Genomic DNA, 15,399 nt, shown 5'->3' with positions numbered 1-15,399 from the left:
ATTAGATAAATCCCCGAATATACATAGTGATCAAATGAAAAACTCGATCAGGGAAAGGATCACACTGCATCTTGACATGGATAGTTTTTACTCTTCCGTAGAGGTAAGGGACAGACCTGAACTTGAAGGCATGCCAGTGGTGGTGGGTTCTGACCCAAAGGGCGGCAGCGGAAGAGGAGTTGTCAGCACCTGCTCCTACGAGGCGAGGGAATTCGGACTACACTCCGGCATGCCAATATCAAAAGCATACAGACTGTGTCCCAATGCTGCATATCTCAAGGTGAACATGAAGCTCTACAAGCAGGTTTCCTCTGAGATCATGAACACCATACGTATCTTTGCTGACAAATTCCAACAGGTCAGCGTTGACGAGGCCTATCTCGACATAGGTGATTCGATCGATGATTATAGATCGGCCACACTACTTGCAAATAAGATCAAAAGCGAGGTCAAACGCCTCCACGGACTAACATGTTCCATTGGTGTTGCACCCAACAAGGTAATTGCAAAGATAGCTTCGGACTTCAACAAACCTGATGGGCTGACTGTGGTCAGGCCCGAGAACGTACAGGAGTTCCTGTTCCCCCTGCACATATCAAAGATACCAGGGATCGGTAAAAAGACACAGCCTATTCTCAAAGAGATGGGAATAGAGAACGTAGGACAGCTTGCAACCTGTGATGTCCAGCTTTTGATAGCAAAGTTCGGAAAATTTGGCGTGGTCATGCATCAGCTTGCAAATGGGATCGACATGCGGGAGGTAAAAGAGCGGGAAGAAGTGAAGTCCGTGAGCACAGAGGACACTTTTGATGAGGATATTTCCGACCCAAAAAGCATCGAGAAAGCCTTCATAGACCTCACAGAGAAAGTGCATTCAGCCATGATGAAGAAGCGATTCCGGTTCAGGACAGTGACTATAAAAGTTCGTTTTGAAGATTTCAGGACGTATACGCGGGCAAAGACACTTAACACAGCCACTACCGATAAAGATGCTATTCAGAGAACAGCACTCACCCTTATGGAAGAGTTCACTGGAAAAGGAAGGTTCAGGCTACTTGGAGTTGGAGTTACAAAGCTCGAGAAGATAGATGAGAGACAGACTTTTTTGAGTGATTTTCTTTGATCTTGCGGCTCTGTAGATATCCTGTCAATTCCAGTTTTGAAGTCAACACCTATTAATTCCGAATAAAACCAATTATTTTCAATTAGTGGAAATGGAACATGCCGCCTAAGGCGGATGGTCGTACTGTTCTTTGCTCCTAAATGATATTTTGCAGATACCATAAACACAAGGATACGATGGACAATAGTTTTGCTAATCGGAAGTCATGAGTAACTTCAACCATCCCGAAGGGTCCGGCGAAGCCGGCAAGATCCGAAAAGATGAAAATAATTGATTTGTTTGTTGATTGCCTTAAATTTATCTCTGTATTCAAATTAGGACCCTACAGAACCGATCTTGCAGGCATAATTACACAACTGCACCTCCACTAAAAATGTTTAATACCACCTGAAGACAATATTTCCATGGGAGAATTATGGGAAATATTAGAAAGATACGCAAGATACTGAAGAGTATGCCAACTGTAGAAGGTGCAGGAGTACACCTAAAGAGAGCATTTGGATTCAACCACGTACCGGAACTTGATCCATTCCTGTTGCTGGACGATTTTCATTCGAATGACCCGAAGAAATACATCATGGGTTTCCCCTGGCACCCTCACAGAGGAATGGAGACCATAACATACGTCCTTCAGGGAGATGTGGAACACGGAGACAGCATGGGCAATAAAGGAGCCACCGGTCCAGGGGACGTTCAATGGATGACCGCAGGCAGCGGTATTATCCACCAGGAAATGCCAAAAGGCGATGCTGACAAGAACCTGTGGGGATTCCAGTTATGGGCAAACCTGCCTGCCTCCCATAAAATGATGGACCCACGCTACCAGGAAGTGAAGAGCAGCCAGATCCCTGAGATAAGCATAGAGAACGGTACACGAATAAAGATCATCTGCGGCAATATAGATGGAGTCCAGGGACCTGTGAAGGACATAGTCACAGACCCGGAATACTTCGACATAACAATACCTGAAAATACCGTTTTTGAATATCCCACAAAACCCGGCTACACCGTACTGGCATACGTGATAGAAGGAGATGGATGTTTCGACCCCGAGAACGACCAGTATTCATACGAAGTTGATGGAGCAAAGTATTTCGACCTTGAAACCGGCTCATCCACCGGAAAAGAGAATCTGGTCATGTTCGATGACGGCGATAAGATAGTTGTCAGAGCCGGCAAAGATGGCGTCCGATTCCTGCTGATGACCGGAAAGCCAATAGGAGAGCCGGTCGCTTGGTATGGACCCATTGTCATGAACACTCAGGAAGAATTGCAGCAGGCCTTTGAGGATTACAGGAACGGGACTTTTGTGAAGTGAACTGGCAAAGCCGTAATCCCATTATATATACATCAATAGTAGCAGCGTCCCAACGATCACAGGCTGGTGAACCAGATAGATCAGCAATGATCTCTTCCCCAGATAGCCAAGCAATCTCACAGCCACATTTCCCTCACAATCACACATCCTGAAACTGCGTTTGTGATCTGGATACAGGCTATTCCCTGTGAAGATACCCAGAAGGACGAGCCCGAACCAGGGAATCAGTGGGAAGTAATCGAGAGTATAGAAGCTATAGGGTTTGATACCAAGCCAGAGGAGCCATGGAAAACCTGCATAGGCATTATCCATAAAGATACCTGCTAGCAGGAAAGCAAGACCAATAACGAGGTTCAATTTCCTGTATCTCAAAAATGGATATGCAAGGATAATAGAAGCACCTATCAGGTGCAGTATCCCAAAATATATTGTTCCTTGTTCAAGGAAAGTAGCTGTGACAACTGTAATAACAAGACCCCAGCCAAAGATACCTGCACCTCTTTTGAGATCATGGATGATCTTGTCCTGGTTATCAATTGAAAGCGCTTTTGCTCTTGAGTAGCTCAGCGTAAGAGATACCCCTACAAGGAAGATGAACATAATAGCAGCACTTCTGCCGATAACAAGCAACAGACCGGAATGTGTATCGAACTCACGGATACCTAGAAAATCAAGATCAAAAAAGAAATGGTATATTACCATCAGAAGGATAGCGATACCGCGGAAGGCGTCAACTTCAAAGAACCGTTCTTTTGGAATTTTATCCATTGCCTGTCCCGGAAAAGAGAAGTATCACTTTTTCTTCTTTTTCTTATCTTTTTTATCTTTATTGTCCTTGAAAACAGAACCAAGATGCAGAGCATATGCACCATCCTCTTTGATGGCCATGACGATCTCCTTGCGGTCAAGCAGGGAATCAAGGTTAAGCTCATACGAACCGGGACCAAGGATACGTACGGATTCTACCCTCTCACCATCTTCTTCAGTGACACTGGGCTTCTTTTCTTCAACACCAAGGATATCATCGATCTCACGAATAATAGGCTCGGACGAATCATCATCTGTCTTCTCATGCGAGGTCTCATCGATGATGTGTTCTTCCCCTGTCTCAGTAGTCTCAGCATCTTCAGAAGCAGGTTTCTCAACTTCCTCATCTTTTACGTAGAGGAACTTGTTCCAGCCACAATTAGGGCATCCGCTCAATATTACTGAAGCACCGTCTATAAAGATAGATTCGCATCGTGTGCACTTATGAGGCATTGGTCCACCGAATTAAATAAGCATCATGATATATTAAAACACTTGCGATAAGCCTGTAATTGATAGCAGGCTCATCACTCCTCAAGATACCTTCCGATCAAAGGATCAAGACGTTTCTTTGTCTCATATGGGATCATGGACTGAGCTGTGGTAATAGCACCCATGAGGGCATCCTTACACATACAGTTCTGCTCAAGGCTCAACTTATCCAGAGTTGATATGATAATATCCTTCACAGCAGCCTCGTTCTTCATTGCATTCTCAATGATAGCTTCGATGGTGACATCTTCCTCGTGCCATACGTCGTAGTCTGTAACTGTGGCTATCATGGAATAGCAGATCTCAGCTTCACGAGCAAGCTTTGCCTCAGGGATAGCGGTCATACCAATAATATCAAAACCAAGGGACTGATACACACGGGACTCTGCACGTGTTGAGAACTGCGGACCTTCCATACAGACATAGGTCCCACCTTCCTTGACACTGTAACCCTTTGAATTAGCAACATCAACTATGGCCTTTGAGGTCTCCGGACAGAACGGGTCTGCAAATCCCATGTGGACCACAATACCGTCCTCAAAGAATGTAGATGGTCTGGACTTTGTACGATCATATATCTGATCTGGAATGACAATATCCAGTGGCTTGAACTCTTCCTTCAGACTACCCACAGCAGATGCTGCGATTATACGTTTGACACCAAGCTTCTTGAGAGCAAAGATGTTTGCCCTTGAATTCAGTTCAGATGGAGATATCCTGTGTCCCACACCATGTCTTGGAAGGAAACATACGGTCATACCTCCATGCTCACCTATTGTAATGGAATCAGATGGTTTTCCAAAAGGAGTATCGATGTCCACATCACGGACATTATCCAGCAGAGCTGCATCATAGATGCCACTGCCGCCAATTATTGCAATATCAGCTTTTTCCTGCATATTATCACTTATCCAGATCAAGCGAGTTTCCAGTACTGCTTCCCATCCTCATTCACAGAGCATACTATACCTCTGCGATGCATCTCTTCCAGAACTTCAGGAAGCCTGCCAGGCTGAGCTATTTCAAATGCGAATGAATCAAGTGAATGATACATGTAGAGACCGTGCCTGATAGAAGCGATATCCCAGAGCTCCTTATCTTCTTTGGTCATTAGTGTTGAGATCAGGTCGGTCATATCCTCGATGAAGTTCCATGGGAAGACCACCCATGCCCACTCTTCAAGACGTTCGCCACAGTAATCTGGATCATATTCTGATGAATCAAGGTACTGGAGAGAAGCAGTCCTTACTTCCTGTGGAGCCTGCTCGTTCACATATTCAATTGAGTGCATGAGACTCTTACCGGTGTCTGCAATATCATCAACGATAAGGATCTTCTTTCCTGCAACTGCATTGTCAGCAAGAGGGTACTTGATCATAGGCTCATCACCTGCAAGTGCAGTTCCAAGATAGTGCTCGATCTTCAGACTGGTAAGATCATCAAGACCAAGGAAATCACATAATACACGTCCTGCGAACCAGCCACCCCTTGCAAGAGCAACTATCATATCAGGTTCGTATCCTGAAGCTTTTACTTCATTTGCAACTTCCCTGCACAGGTCATAGATATAATCCCAGTTCGTGACAACACATTTGAATTTATCAGGTAAGGCCATTTATCGTCTCTCCAATACAAATATAAACAGATGAATCACTATATTTAGAGAGATAACAGATATATTTTTGCCATAATTAATTTTGCCTATGGCGAAAATACCCCATTGTACGCAACCTTTATGTACAATTAAATCGTTCATGGGGGAGTACCCTTCCAAAATCAATAGCAATCTCCGAAGCGGGGTGGGGTAGCCAGGAGATCCCGACGGGCTCATAACCCGTAGACCGATAGTTCGAATCTATCCCCCGCTACTAATTCTAACATTAATATCTTGATCAATTATCAATTAGTGTGTTAGAGACGTATTTTGGAAATATACATATAGTATACAAACATAGAATGATTATCTTTTCAAATTAAACTTCGATCCCTGAAGCGGGGTGGGGTAGCCAGGAGATCCCGACGGGCTCATAACCCGTAGACCGATAGTTCGAATCTATCCCCCGCTACTTTTCTAATTTTATATCGATCATGAGTTATGCATATTGATACTGCCTGAATGGCAATGTTATTAATATTATTACCAGCTACAGTTTTCAAACGATCGAAGAGTGATGTCAGATGGAACCATCTATTATAATGTATGGACTTGCTGCAGCACTTTGCTGGGGAGCTGCAGATTTTAGCGGCGGTTTTGCCACAAAAAGGAATAAGGTCCTGATAGTTGCCATCGTATCCCAGACCATCGGTCTGATATTGCTTACTGCATCAGCAATTACTTTTTCCGAAAGCATCCCACCAACGACAGATATATTGTGGGGTGCATCTGCAGGACTTGCCGGAGGAATGGGACTTCTTGCACTGTACTATGCCTTATCCATAGAGAAGATGGGGGTCGTAGCACCGGTAACAGCCGTGATCAGTGCCCTTGTACCCATGTCCTTCGGGATGATAACAGAAGGACTGCCACCCACAAGCAAGCTCATAGGTTTTCTTTTTGCATTCATAGGAGTATGGCTCATCTCCAGAGACGAAGACAGTCCGAAGATAGAACTGCAAAAGCTCAAACTCCCGTTCCTGGCAGGAACAGGATTCGGTACTTTCATGATACTTATCGATCAGGTGCAGGCAGAGGGAATATACTGGCCGCTTGTAGGAGCCAGAGTAGCAAGCATCTCAGCATTCATTATCGCAGCCTGGTATATGAAACAGCTAAAGATAAGCGGGATCAGATACTTCCCACTCATACTTCTTGCCGGAGTGCTTGATACAGGAGGAAATGTATTCTACGTACTTGCAGCAAAGGCAGGAAGACTGGACATTGCTGCCATTCTTACCTCACTATACCCGGCCATAACCATACTCCTCGCATGGGCGCTCATGAAGGAAAGACTAAAGAGCAGACAATGGGCAGGAGTTATCTCTGTTATGCTGGCCGTGATACTGATATCCTGAAAGTGTACATTTCACAACAGAATTAAATATGAACTCCCCATTTAATACAACAAAAGAGAGAACTGAATAGGATGATCCTTAAATGGTAATGGATAAACTTGGGAATTCCCTGCAGGATGCCCTTAAAAAAATAGTGAAATCAGGACGCATCGATGAACGTACCGTAAACGAGGTAGTCAAAGATATCCAGAGAGCTTTGCTGCAGTCTGACGTTAACGTCAAACTGGTCATGCAAATGTCAAAGCAGATCAAAGAGCGTGCACTTAAAGAAGAAGTGCCTTCTGGAATGAGCCCCAGAGAACACGTTATAAGGATAGTCTACCAGGAACTTATCAATATAATCGGGAAGAGCACAGACATTCCCCTCAAACCACAGACCATCATGATGATAGGTCTGCAGGGTAGCGGTAAAACCACAACCACATCAAAACTTGCACGTTATTTCCAGAGAAAAGGACTGAAGCCAGCTGTAGTCTGTGCTGACACGTTCAGACCAGGAGCATATCAACAGCTCAGTACCCTCTGTACAAAGCTCAACGTTGCATTCTATGGAGAGGAAGGTAACCCTGATGCAGTAGGGATCGTGGAAAGAGGTCTCAAAGAGCTTCAAAAGAACGACGTACTCATCGTGGATACAGCAGGTCGCCACTCACTTGAAGGAGATCTCATCAAGGAAATGGAAGACATACACAGTGTGGCAAAACCTGATTACAAGTTGCTTGTACTTGATGGTGCTATTGGACAGCAGGCAAGCGAACAGGCACGTGCATTCAATGATTCCATAGGAATATCAGGTGTTGTAATATCCAAGCTCGACGGTACAGCAAAGGGTGGTGGTGCACTATCCGCAGTATCCGAGACAAACTCATCTATCGCATTCATTGGTGTTGGAGAGACACCGGAAGACCTTGAGAGGTTCGAACCGGACAGGTTCATCTCAAGACTCCTTGGAATGGGTGACATCAAGAGCCTTATAGAAAAGGCAGAGGAAGCCCTTGGAGAAGAGGACTTTGACATGGAAGCAATGCTCCGTGGCAGGTTCACGCTCAAGGACATGTACAAGCAACTTGAGAGCCTGAACAAGATGGGACCAATGAAGCAGATCATGCAGATGTTACCACTTGGCGGAATGGGTGCCAAGATACCTGAAGATGCATACCAGGTCACAGGTGACAAGCTCAGCCGTTATAGAGTTCTTATGGATTCCATGACGGAAGAAGAGATGCTCAACCCAAGGACCATTGGCAGCTCCCGTATCAAAAGGATCGCCAGAGGATCAGGGTCAAGTCCTGAAGATGTCAGGGAACTTTTGAAATATCATAAAATGATGCAGACCGCCATGAAAGGATTCCGTGGTGGAAAGTTCAATATGCAAAAAATGATGAAGAAAATGGGAATGTGAGACCAGCAGGTTTCACATAGAAGAATGCGAGACCTAATAGGTCTCACATATCTCGAAGAAATTAGTTAAAAGCTGTTCTCCTTTTTCGGTGTGTGCAACCTCAGGATGCCACTGCACACCAAATATCGGCCTGTCAATATGCCTCATTGCCTCATATTCACAGATGTTGGATCTTGCAAGCTGTATGAAATCCTCAGGAAGAGTTATAACCTCATCAGCGTGTGAAGCCCACACGGAGGTCTTAGGACCAAGTCCTTTTAGGATCTCATCCTCATCAACGATCTCAACTTCGATGTCTGCATAGCCACCTGCCATACCAGATGCCACTTCACCGCCAAATGTCTTGGCAATGACCTGATGACCAAGGCAGATACCAAGGATCGGAATATCGATGCTTTCCACATATTCAGCACATATACCTGCACGGTCCATTGTAGGTCCGCCACTAAGGATGATGCCATCCGGCTCTTCATTAAGTATGTCATCCACAGGTGTGGTGTTGGCAACTATCTTCGTATCCATATCCAGATCCCTTACTGCACGATGGATAAGATGACAGAACTGCCCATAGTTATTGATAACAAGGATCTTTAATTCTCTCATAGATCTTTCCTTTTATAGATTTGTTCGCGTATTTGTATATGATACTGCCCTAATAGTAATTAACCATATAAGAGGGTTTCATACTCATATTGTTCCATTACAATTATTTGTTCAAATGCTACTAAATAAAATACTTGTTATATCTGTTAATGAATAATGTTAAGTAAAAGTACAAACAAAACTAACTAAGGGAGAGGAAATTACATATAAATCCTGAGCGTAAGTGCTCTCCTTACATCCATATCACTTATTGGACGAGGTACTACATTGGAAAACAGATCAACGGGAATACCCGGTTTTGACGAGATACTCGGAGGAGGTCTTACTGCACCATCCACAACCCTGATCGCAGGTAACCCCGGGAGCGGAAGGACGATCCTCGGGATCCAGAGCTTATGCGAAGCTGTCAAGAACGGAGAGAAAGCACTTTACATCTGCATCACCACAAAATCTGAAAATGGTGTTAGAGAAGGACTTTCGAATTACAGTTTCTACGAAGAAGGGCTGGACATACGTGTATTCAACATTAGTTCCGTTGAAAGGGACCCACTGACAATGCTAGTTGAGCTTGGGAATGTTGTTGCTTCCCTTAAACCAGACCGTATACTTGTAGACTCGGTCACACCAATTGGATTCGGCTTCCCTGAAGCTGAAAGAAGAAGGTTCATCTATTCCCTCAGTTCTGCAATAGGAGAATGGAATGCCATAGTCTACCTTACAGGAACAATGGCAGAAGCCGATGTCTGGAGGTCTGTGATCAGCGATGTGGTAGAAGGAATAGTCTATCTCTCACAGAACATCCAGAGAAGAGGAAGCAGGCGTTCGATAAAGATAATGAAGATGAACAACTCCGACTACATGGAAGGAGAACACACCTTTGACATATCGAGTGAAGGCATCGCGATATATCCCAGGATCAATGCCCTGAACCTCGACCATACATCAGAACTGAAACGGATCGATGCAGGGATAACAAAATTCAACGAACTGAGCCGTGGAGGACTCTTCGAACTATCATCCACATTGATAGCAGGGAACACAGGTACGGGAAAGACATCCTTTGGGCTACACTTCATAGTGTATGGTGCAATGAACGGAGAGCCAGGGATAATAAGCAGTTTTGAGGATAATCCCACAGAACTGAGACGTTACGCTGCAAGCATTGGACTTGAACTCGAGGAACTTGAACAGAAAAACCTTATCAGGATCATATACACCCCACCTTCTGATATCAATTCCTGCAAACACACAGTAGAGCTCAGGAAGAATATCGAGGAGATAGGGGCAAAAAGAGTGCTCCTTGATGATATATCAGGATTTGACTACGTATTTGAAGAACCTGTTGCTAAAAGAGAACATATCGCCAATCTCCTGCGTTTTTTCAAGAACATGGGACTTACATCGATGCTCATAAGCGGGAACAGGGCTGCAGGCAACAATGTACTTGTGGCAGAGATACCAGTATCCTCCCTTGCAGATGTGTTGATACTCCTCAAACATGCCGAGATCGATAAGGAGATCAGGAAGACCATGTCCATCCTTAAGATGCATGGTAGTGACCATGAGAAACATCTTATCGGATATGACATAACTTCTGAAGGGATACAGATCGGCGAGTTCCTGAAAGATATCTGATACACCCTCCCTCTTTTTTCACTTTAGTAAGCTGCACAAAAAACTTTAAATAATAAACCGTGCTACTATGTCACATAGTAACACAGATAGTATAAATACAGTAATGTACATTAAAATACATTACTGCACAATTATTAACTTAACAGAAGGCTAAAGCAAATGTCAGATATTGGAAAGAAGATACGCATAGAAAGAATAATGCACAGAGACAGCAGGAACATTGTAATAATCCCTATGGACCACGGAATATCAGATGGACCTATCAAGGGCCTTATCGATGTTGCAGACACCATCAATAAGGTTGCAGAAGGCGGAGCAGATGCTGTTCTTATGCAGAAAGGAATCGTTACCCACGGACACAGAGGATACGGACACGATGTAGGGCTCATAGTTCACATGAGTGCATCGACCATCCTTGGGCCTGACCCAAATAACAAGGTACAAGTGTGCTCTGTTGAAGAAGTAATGAAAATGGGAGCAGATGCTGTATCCATTCATGTGAACGTTGGTTCAGAGACCGAATCGGACCAGCTCCAGAAACTTGGAAGCGTATCCGAGGAATGCAACTACTGGGGAATGCCACTTCTTGCAATGATGTACCCACGTGGTAAGGACATCAGTAACCCACATGACGCTGAACTTATAGGCCATGTTGCCAGAGTAGGTGCTGAACTCGGAGCAGATGTCGTAAAGACACTTTACACCGGTGATGTTGATACATTCAAGGATGTTGTTCAGGGATGTCCTGTACCAATAGTTATCGCTGGCGGACCAAAGACCAATACTGACGAGGAATTCCTTCAGATGATCGAGGGTGCAATGGAAGGCGGAGCAAGAGGTGTTGCAATTGGAAGGAACGTGTTCCAGCACGAGAACCCTACAAAAATTACAAGAGCAATAACAGAGATAGTGCACCATAAAAAGTCAGTAGAAGAAGCACTGGAAATGCTGAAATAAGGTCAGTTACTCCTCTGTGCTGCGGACGTGCTCATATGAATAATAAAATGATATGGATCAAAGCCGATGAAGGCAACTGGGATGAACGCAAGGCTATAATCACAACCGGAATGGAATCCGGAGTTGACGCCATACTGGTAGATGCTGCCGATGTCGGTAAAGTGAAGGAACTTGGAAAAACCAAGGTAGCTGCCTTTGCTTCAACTGATGTTGAGGATGCAGAGATAATCGTTGTTGGTAAAGGAGGAGAAGGAGACGGTACAAAGCCATTGCCACCAGATTACGCAGGATCCCTCGATATCACAACAGCTCTTCGTCTGAAAGAGAAGGGATTAAAGGTCGCAGGCTACGTCATCATTCGCAACAAGGACTATGAGAACTTTGCAGCAGAGATGGGAAGTGTCTGTGATTATCTTATCACCATAGGTACTGACTGGCAGGTCATTCCTCTTGAGAATCTCATTGCAGGATTGCAGAAGAAGGATGTAAAGCTCTTTTCCGGTGTCCAGAACTCAGAGCAGGCAAAGCTTGCATTCGAGACCATGGAACACGGTACCGATGGCGTAATGCTTGACACAAAGGACCTGAGCCAGATAAAGAAGACAGCCGAGGTCGCTGAAAGTGCAGGCGTCACAAGTCTTGACATAAAAACAGCCGTAGTCACAAATGTCGAATCCATCGGCATGGGCGACAGGGTCTGTGTGGACACATGCAACCTCATGGTAAAAGGCGAAGGAATGCTTGTAGGTTCACAGGCTAATGGAATGTTCCTTGTGCACTCAGAATCAGAGGAAAGTCCATACGTGGCTTCCCGGCCATTCAGAGTGAATGCAGGTGCAGTACATGCTTACATAAAGGTAGGAGAGAAGACACGCTACCTTTCAGAGCTCAAAGCCGGCGACCAGGTCACAATAGTTGACGGTGACGGAAAGCAGAGAACTGGTGTTGTCGGTCGGGTAAAGATCGAAAGAAGACCGCTTATCCTTGTGGAAGCTGACCTTGATGGCAAGATCATCAAGAACATACTGCAGAACGCAGAGACCATCAAGCTCGTCACAAAGGACAAGGAACCAATAGCAGTGACAGACATAAAGGTCGGCGACGAGATACTTGTCTACTCAGAGGATATTGGCCGTCACTTCGGTATGAAGATCGAAGAGACCATTATCGAGAAGTGACCGGAGAGTTGCTCATGGTTAAGATAGGTACTTTTGACCTTGACATGCGACCTGCTATCGTTTCAGTGATAGACGATGACCCCGCTGAGAATGCAAAGGCTGCAAACTGGCTGGGTGCGAACGTCCTTGAGCTGAGACTTGATCTTCTCAATTTCTCAGACCTTGAAGAGGCTAAGAAGACCATTGACAGGATCAAAGCGAATACCAGCCTTCCGTGTATTGCAACCAATAGATTACAATCTGATGGCGGCAAGTGGGAAGGTTCAGAAGATGACAGGATCAAACTTCTGATCGACATCATGCCTTACGTGGAAGCAGTTGACATAGAACTTAGCGCAGATGAAGATCAGCGTAACATGGTCATCGCAGCAGCAAAAGCAGCAGGAGTGACAGTTATTGTTTCTGCTCATGATTTTGACGGAACCCCTTCTGTCGAGATAATGAAAAAGATACTTGACAGCGCACACGAAGCTGGTGGCGATATCGCAAAACTTGCAGTCATGGCAAAGTCAAAACAGGATGTACTGGACGTATTGCAGGCAACCGCCGATATGGAAAAACCAGTATGCACCATTGCAATGGGAGAGATCGGCAAACATAGCCGCATCGTTGCACCATGTTACGGTTCACGTCTTACATACGGAGCAATAGCACAGGCAGTTGCACCCGGACAGATAAAGATACACGAACTAAAGTCAGCTCTGGAGATACTCTTTTGAGAACAGTTTTTGGCGTATTCGGTGACCCGATAGCACATTCAAAGTCCCCTGACATGCACAATGCAGCTTTCAGGGAACTTGACATGGAATGCACATACCATGCATTCAGGGTCAGCCCCGAGAACCTGAGGGATGCACTCCTTGGAGCAAAAGCAATGGGTTTTGGTGGTGTGAACCTCACCGTTCCGCTGAAACAGGAAGCATTGAAGATAGTGGATGCAGACCCACTTGCAGAAGGTATCGGTGCAGTGAACACCGTTGACTTCAAGGACGGCATGGTCGGTTACAATACTGACGGACTTGGTGCTAAACGCAGCCTTGAGGAAAAAGGAGTGAAGATAGATGGTTCCAATGTACTGATAGTAGGTGCAGGCGGAGCTTCAAGAGCTATCGCATTCCAGTTCGCAAAGGATGGAGCGGACATCACCATAGCCAACAGGACCGAAGAGAAAGCTGTTGAGCTTGCAGCCGGCGTGTCGGCAGTTGGCAGTGCCAGAGGTTGCGGACTTGACAATATTAGAGAACTGATAGCTGACAGTGATATACTCATCAATTGCACTACCCTCGGAATGCATCCAAAGACCGAGGGAACGATAGCAACAGCAGAGGACATGCACTCAGACCTTACTGTATTCGATATAGTGTACAACCCTCTGGAAACCACCCTCCTGAAAGAAGCAAAGAAAGCCGGTGCTAAAGCTGTCACCGGAGAGATGATGCTTGTCTACCAGGGTGCAGAGGCATTTAAGATCTGGACTGGCGTTGAGCCACCGATCGATGTTATGAAAAAAGCAGTTTTGGAGGGCTTCTGAGTTTGAAGGTCCTTATCATAGGCGGTACCGGCGAGATGGGACAGTGGTTCACTCCCTTTTTTAAGAACCACGGTTACGATGTTGTTGTCTGGGGCAGCAGCGGGAAAATTGAGGTTGCAGAGCGAATGGGAGTTGAGTTCGCCAGTGACCTTGATGCTGCAATTAGCACCAGCGACATTGTTATCGTAACAGTACCTATCAATATAACCGAGAGGGTCATCAGTGAGACTGCCCCTAAAATGAAGAGTGGAAGCCTGCTTATGGATTTCACATCACTTAAGGTCGGACCCACCGAGGCCATGAAGAAGTATGCTCCCGAAGGTGTGGAGATACTCGGTACCCACCCTATGTTCGGACCATCTATTCCAAGTCTGCACGGCCAGATATTCATTCTAACACCCATCGAAGGACGATGTGATAAATGGTTCCCGATCATGCACTCACTTTTTGAGGACAACGGCGCACACATCGAAGTTATCACCCCAGCAGAGCACGACAGGTTCGTTTCCGTTGTGCAGGGACTTACACACTTCGCATACATCACCATAGGAACCACCTTTGATGCCCTTGATTTCAGCGTGAACGAATCAAGAAGGTTCATGAGCCCGGTCTACGACATCATGCTTGATTTCGTTGGCAGGATAATCGGACAGAACCCATACCTCTACGCATACATCCAGATGGAGAACCCGGAAGTTCTCAAAGTTCATGATGCTTTCATGAATCAATGCAGCGAGATGTCCTCAATTGTCAGGAAAAAGGATGTTGAAGCCTTCACCAACAAAATGAAAGAGGCAGCAGTACATTTCGGAGATACTGCATCTGCACTTCGCCGCTCTGACAAGCTCATAAACTCAAAGATCGCTGAATTCGACAAGTTGCTGGATTCCATAGGACAGGAGATCGGTGTCAGACACATCTATTCAGGGATAGTCCATACTGGAATTGTCGAGAAAGTGACACCAAGAGATGTTGTTCTCGAATGTGGAAGCAGGATGATATCACTTAAAATAGAGAACATCCGTTTGCTGGATGAAGAGAAGATGCATGAGTGGAAACTCGACAACCTCGAACACCATCTAAGAGATATATCTGTACTTATCCCCGAGGGAGCTAATGCAGATGTTATCATGGAGCTTGTTTCCTGTAATGATGACATCGTTTCAATTGAGATCATTGACAGGTATGATGGCATTAAAGGTACTGAAAGGCTGAGTGTTACTTTCCGCGTGATGATCATGGGCGATCTTGAAGCTGAAAAGGTGCATCAGGAAGTGGAGAGGCAGCTTAAGGGCATTGGTTGCACTATTCGAGGAGAAGAGCAACTAATATGAAATCCCA

General features: G+C 45.2%; 15 protein-coding genes and 2 tRNA genes. 12 read left to right on the top strand and 5 right to left on the bottom strand.

The features are described 5' to 3' along the window. The first annotated feature begins 34 nt into the window (after nt 1-34). Both dinB and BM008_RS11380 read left to right on the top strand, forming a co-directional pair. Nucleotides 35-1,123 (top strand): DNA polymerase IV, encoded by a 1,089-nt coding sequence (dinB, locus tag BM008_RS11385; RefSeq protein ID WP_091937098.1) that lies wholly within the window; start codon nt 35-37, stop codon nt 1,121-1,123. Nucleotides 1,124-1,538: 415 nt separating this feature from the next. Next, complete coding sequence (locus BM008_RS11380) at nt 1,539-2,441, top strand: pirin family protein (RefSeq protein ID WP_091937096.1); 903 nt, start codon at nt 1,539-1,541, stop codon at nt 2,439-2,441. Between the two features lie 21 nt (nt 2,442-2,462). Here BM008_RS11380 and BM008_RS11375 read toward each other — a convergent pair whose 3' ends face one another. The 4 genes from BM008_RS11375 to BM008_RS11360 all read right to left on the bottom strand — a co-directional run bounded on the left by BM008_RS11375 (nt 2,463) and on the right by BM008_RS11360 (nt 5,355). Next, nucleotides 2,463-3,209 carry a heparan-alpha-glucosaminide N-acetyltransferase gene (locus BM008_RS11375; protein WP_091937094.1) on the bottom strand — a complete coding sequence of 249 codons (747 nt, stop codon included), beginning with the start codon at nt 3,207-3,209 and terminating at the stop codon, nt 2,463-2,465. Nucleotides 3,210-3,233: 24 nt separating this feature from the next. Beyond that, nucleotides 3,234-3,701, bottom strand: a complete 468-nt coding sequence (locus BM008_RS11370) for a Zn-ribbon domain-containing protein (RefSeq protein ID WP_091937092.1) — start codon at nt 3,699-3,701, stop codon at nt 3,234-3,236. A gap of 74 nt (nt 3,702-3,775) precedes the next feature. Next, a complete protein-coding gene (gene mtnP, locus BM008_RS11365) occupies nt 3,776-4,639 on the bottom strand; it encodes an S-methyl-5'-thioadenosine phosphorylase (protein ID WP_091937423.1) in 864 nt (287 codons plus the stop codon). 17 nt (nt 4,640-4,656) lie between these two features. Then, nucleotides 4,657-5,355, bottom strand: coding sequence for a phosphoribosyltransferase (locus BM008_RS11360; protein ID WP_091937090.1), 699 nt, complete (start codon nt 5,353-5,355; stop codon nt 4,657-4,659). Nucleotides 5,356-5,533: 178 nt separating this feature from the next. Here BM008_RS11360 and BM008_RS11355 point away from each other — a divergent pair. From BM008_RS11355 to BM008_RS11340, 4 genes are all read left to right on the top strand, one after another. Next, nucleotides 5,534-5,608 (top strand) — tRNA-Met (locus BM008_RS11355). Nucleotides 5,609-5,731: 123 nt separating this feature from the next. Next, nucleotides 5,732-5,806 (top strand) — tRNA-Met (locus BM008_RS11350). A 112-nt stretch (nt 5,807-5,918) separates the two neighbouring features. Further along, nucleotides 5,919-6,752, top strand: a complete 834-nt coding sequence (locus tag BM008_RS11345) for a DMT family transporter (protein WP_091937088.1) — start codon at nt 5,919-5,921, stop codon at nt 6,750-6,752. 82 nt (nt 6,753-6,834) lie between these two features. Then, nucleotides 6,835-8,154 (top strand): signal recognition particle protein Srp54, encoded by a 1,320-nt coding sequence (locus tag BM008_RS11340; RefSeq protein ID WP_091937086.1) that lies wholly within the window; start codon nt 6,835-6,837, stop codon nt 8,152-8,154. A gap of 33 nt (nt 8,155-8,187) precedes the next feature. Here the strand turns inward: BM008_RS11340 and BM008_RS11335 are convergent, their stop codons facing one another. Continuing rightward, entirely contained in the window at nt 8,188-8,757 is a 570-nt protein-coding gene (locus BM008_RS11335) for a GMP synthase subunit A (RefSeq protein WP_091937084.1), read from the bottom strand. Between the two features lie 267 nt (nt 8,758-9,024). Here BM008_RS11335 and BM008_RS11330 point away from each other — a divergent pair, with 267 nt between their 5' ends. The 6 genes from BM008_RS11330 (at nt 9,025) to BM008_RS11305 (ending at nt 15,392) form a co-directional block, all read left to right on the top strand. Then, nucleotides 9,025-10,392, top strand: coding sequence for a DUF7125 family protein (locus BM008_RS11330; protein WP_091937082.1), 1,368 nt, complete (start codon nt 9,025-9,027; stop codon nt 10,390-10,392). Between the two features lie 159 nt (nt 10,393-10,551). Continuing rightward, nucleotides 10,552-11,349, top strand: coding sequence for a 2-amino-3,7-dideoxy-D-threo-hept-6-ulosonate synthase (locus BM008_RS11325; protein ID WP_091937080.1), 798 nt, complete (start codon nt 10,552-10,554; stop codon nt 11,347-11,349). Between the two features lie 35 nt (nt 11,350-11,384). Continuing rightward, the gene (locus BM008_RS11320; RefSeq protein WP_091937078.1) at nt 11,385-12,527 is read left to right on the top strand and encodes a 3-dehydroquinate synthase II; all 1,143 of its coding nucleotides are present in this window, start codon (nt 11,385-11,387) and stop codon (nt 12,525-12,527) included. Between the two features lie 14 nt (nt 12,528-12,541). Next, nucleotides 12,542-13,246 carry a type I 3-dehydroquinate dehydratase gene (gene aroD / locus BM008_RS11315; protein ID WP_091937077.1) on the top strand — a complete coding sequence of 235 codons (705 nt, stop codon included), beginning with the start codon at nt 12,542-12,544 and terminating at the stop codon, nt 13,244-13,246. Next, a complete protein-coding gene (gene aroE, locus BM008_RS11310; RefSeq protein ID WP_091937075.1) occupies nt 13,243-14,058 on the top strand; it encodes a shikimate dehydrogenase in 816 nt (271 codons plus the stop codon). Before aroD ends, aroE begins: the two co-directional genes overlap by 4 nt. A gap of 2 nt (nt 14,059-14,060) precedes the next feature. Next, the gene (locus tag BM008_RS11305) at nt 14,061-15,392 is read left to right on the top strand and encodes a prephenate dehydrogenase (protein ID WP_091937073.1); all 1,332 of its coding nucleotides are present in this window, start codon (nt 14,061-14,063) and stop codon (nt 15,390-15,392) included. Nucleotides 15,393-15,399: the final 7 nt, after the last annotated feature.

Source organism: Methanolobus profundi (assembly GCF_900114835.1).
GTDB lineage: Archaea > Halobacteriota > Methanosarcinia > Methanosarcinales > Methanosarcinaceae > Methanolobus > Methanolobus profundi.
Note: the sequence above shows the minus strand (reverse complement) of the source record. Positions and strands in the feature narration are given on the sequence as shown.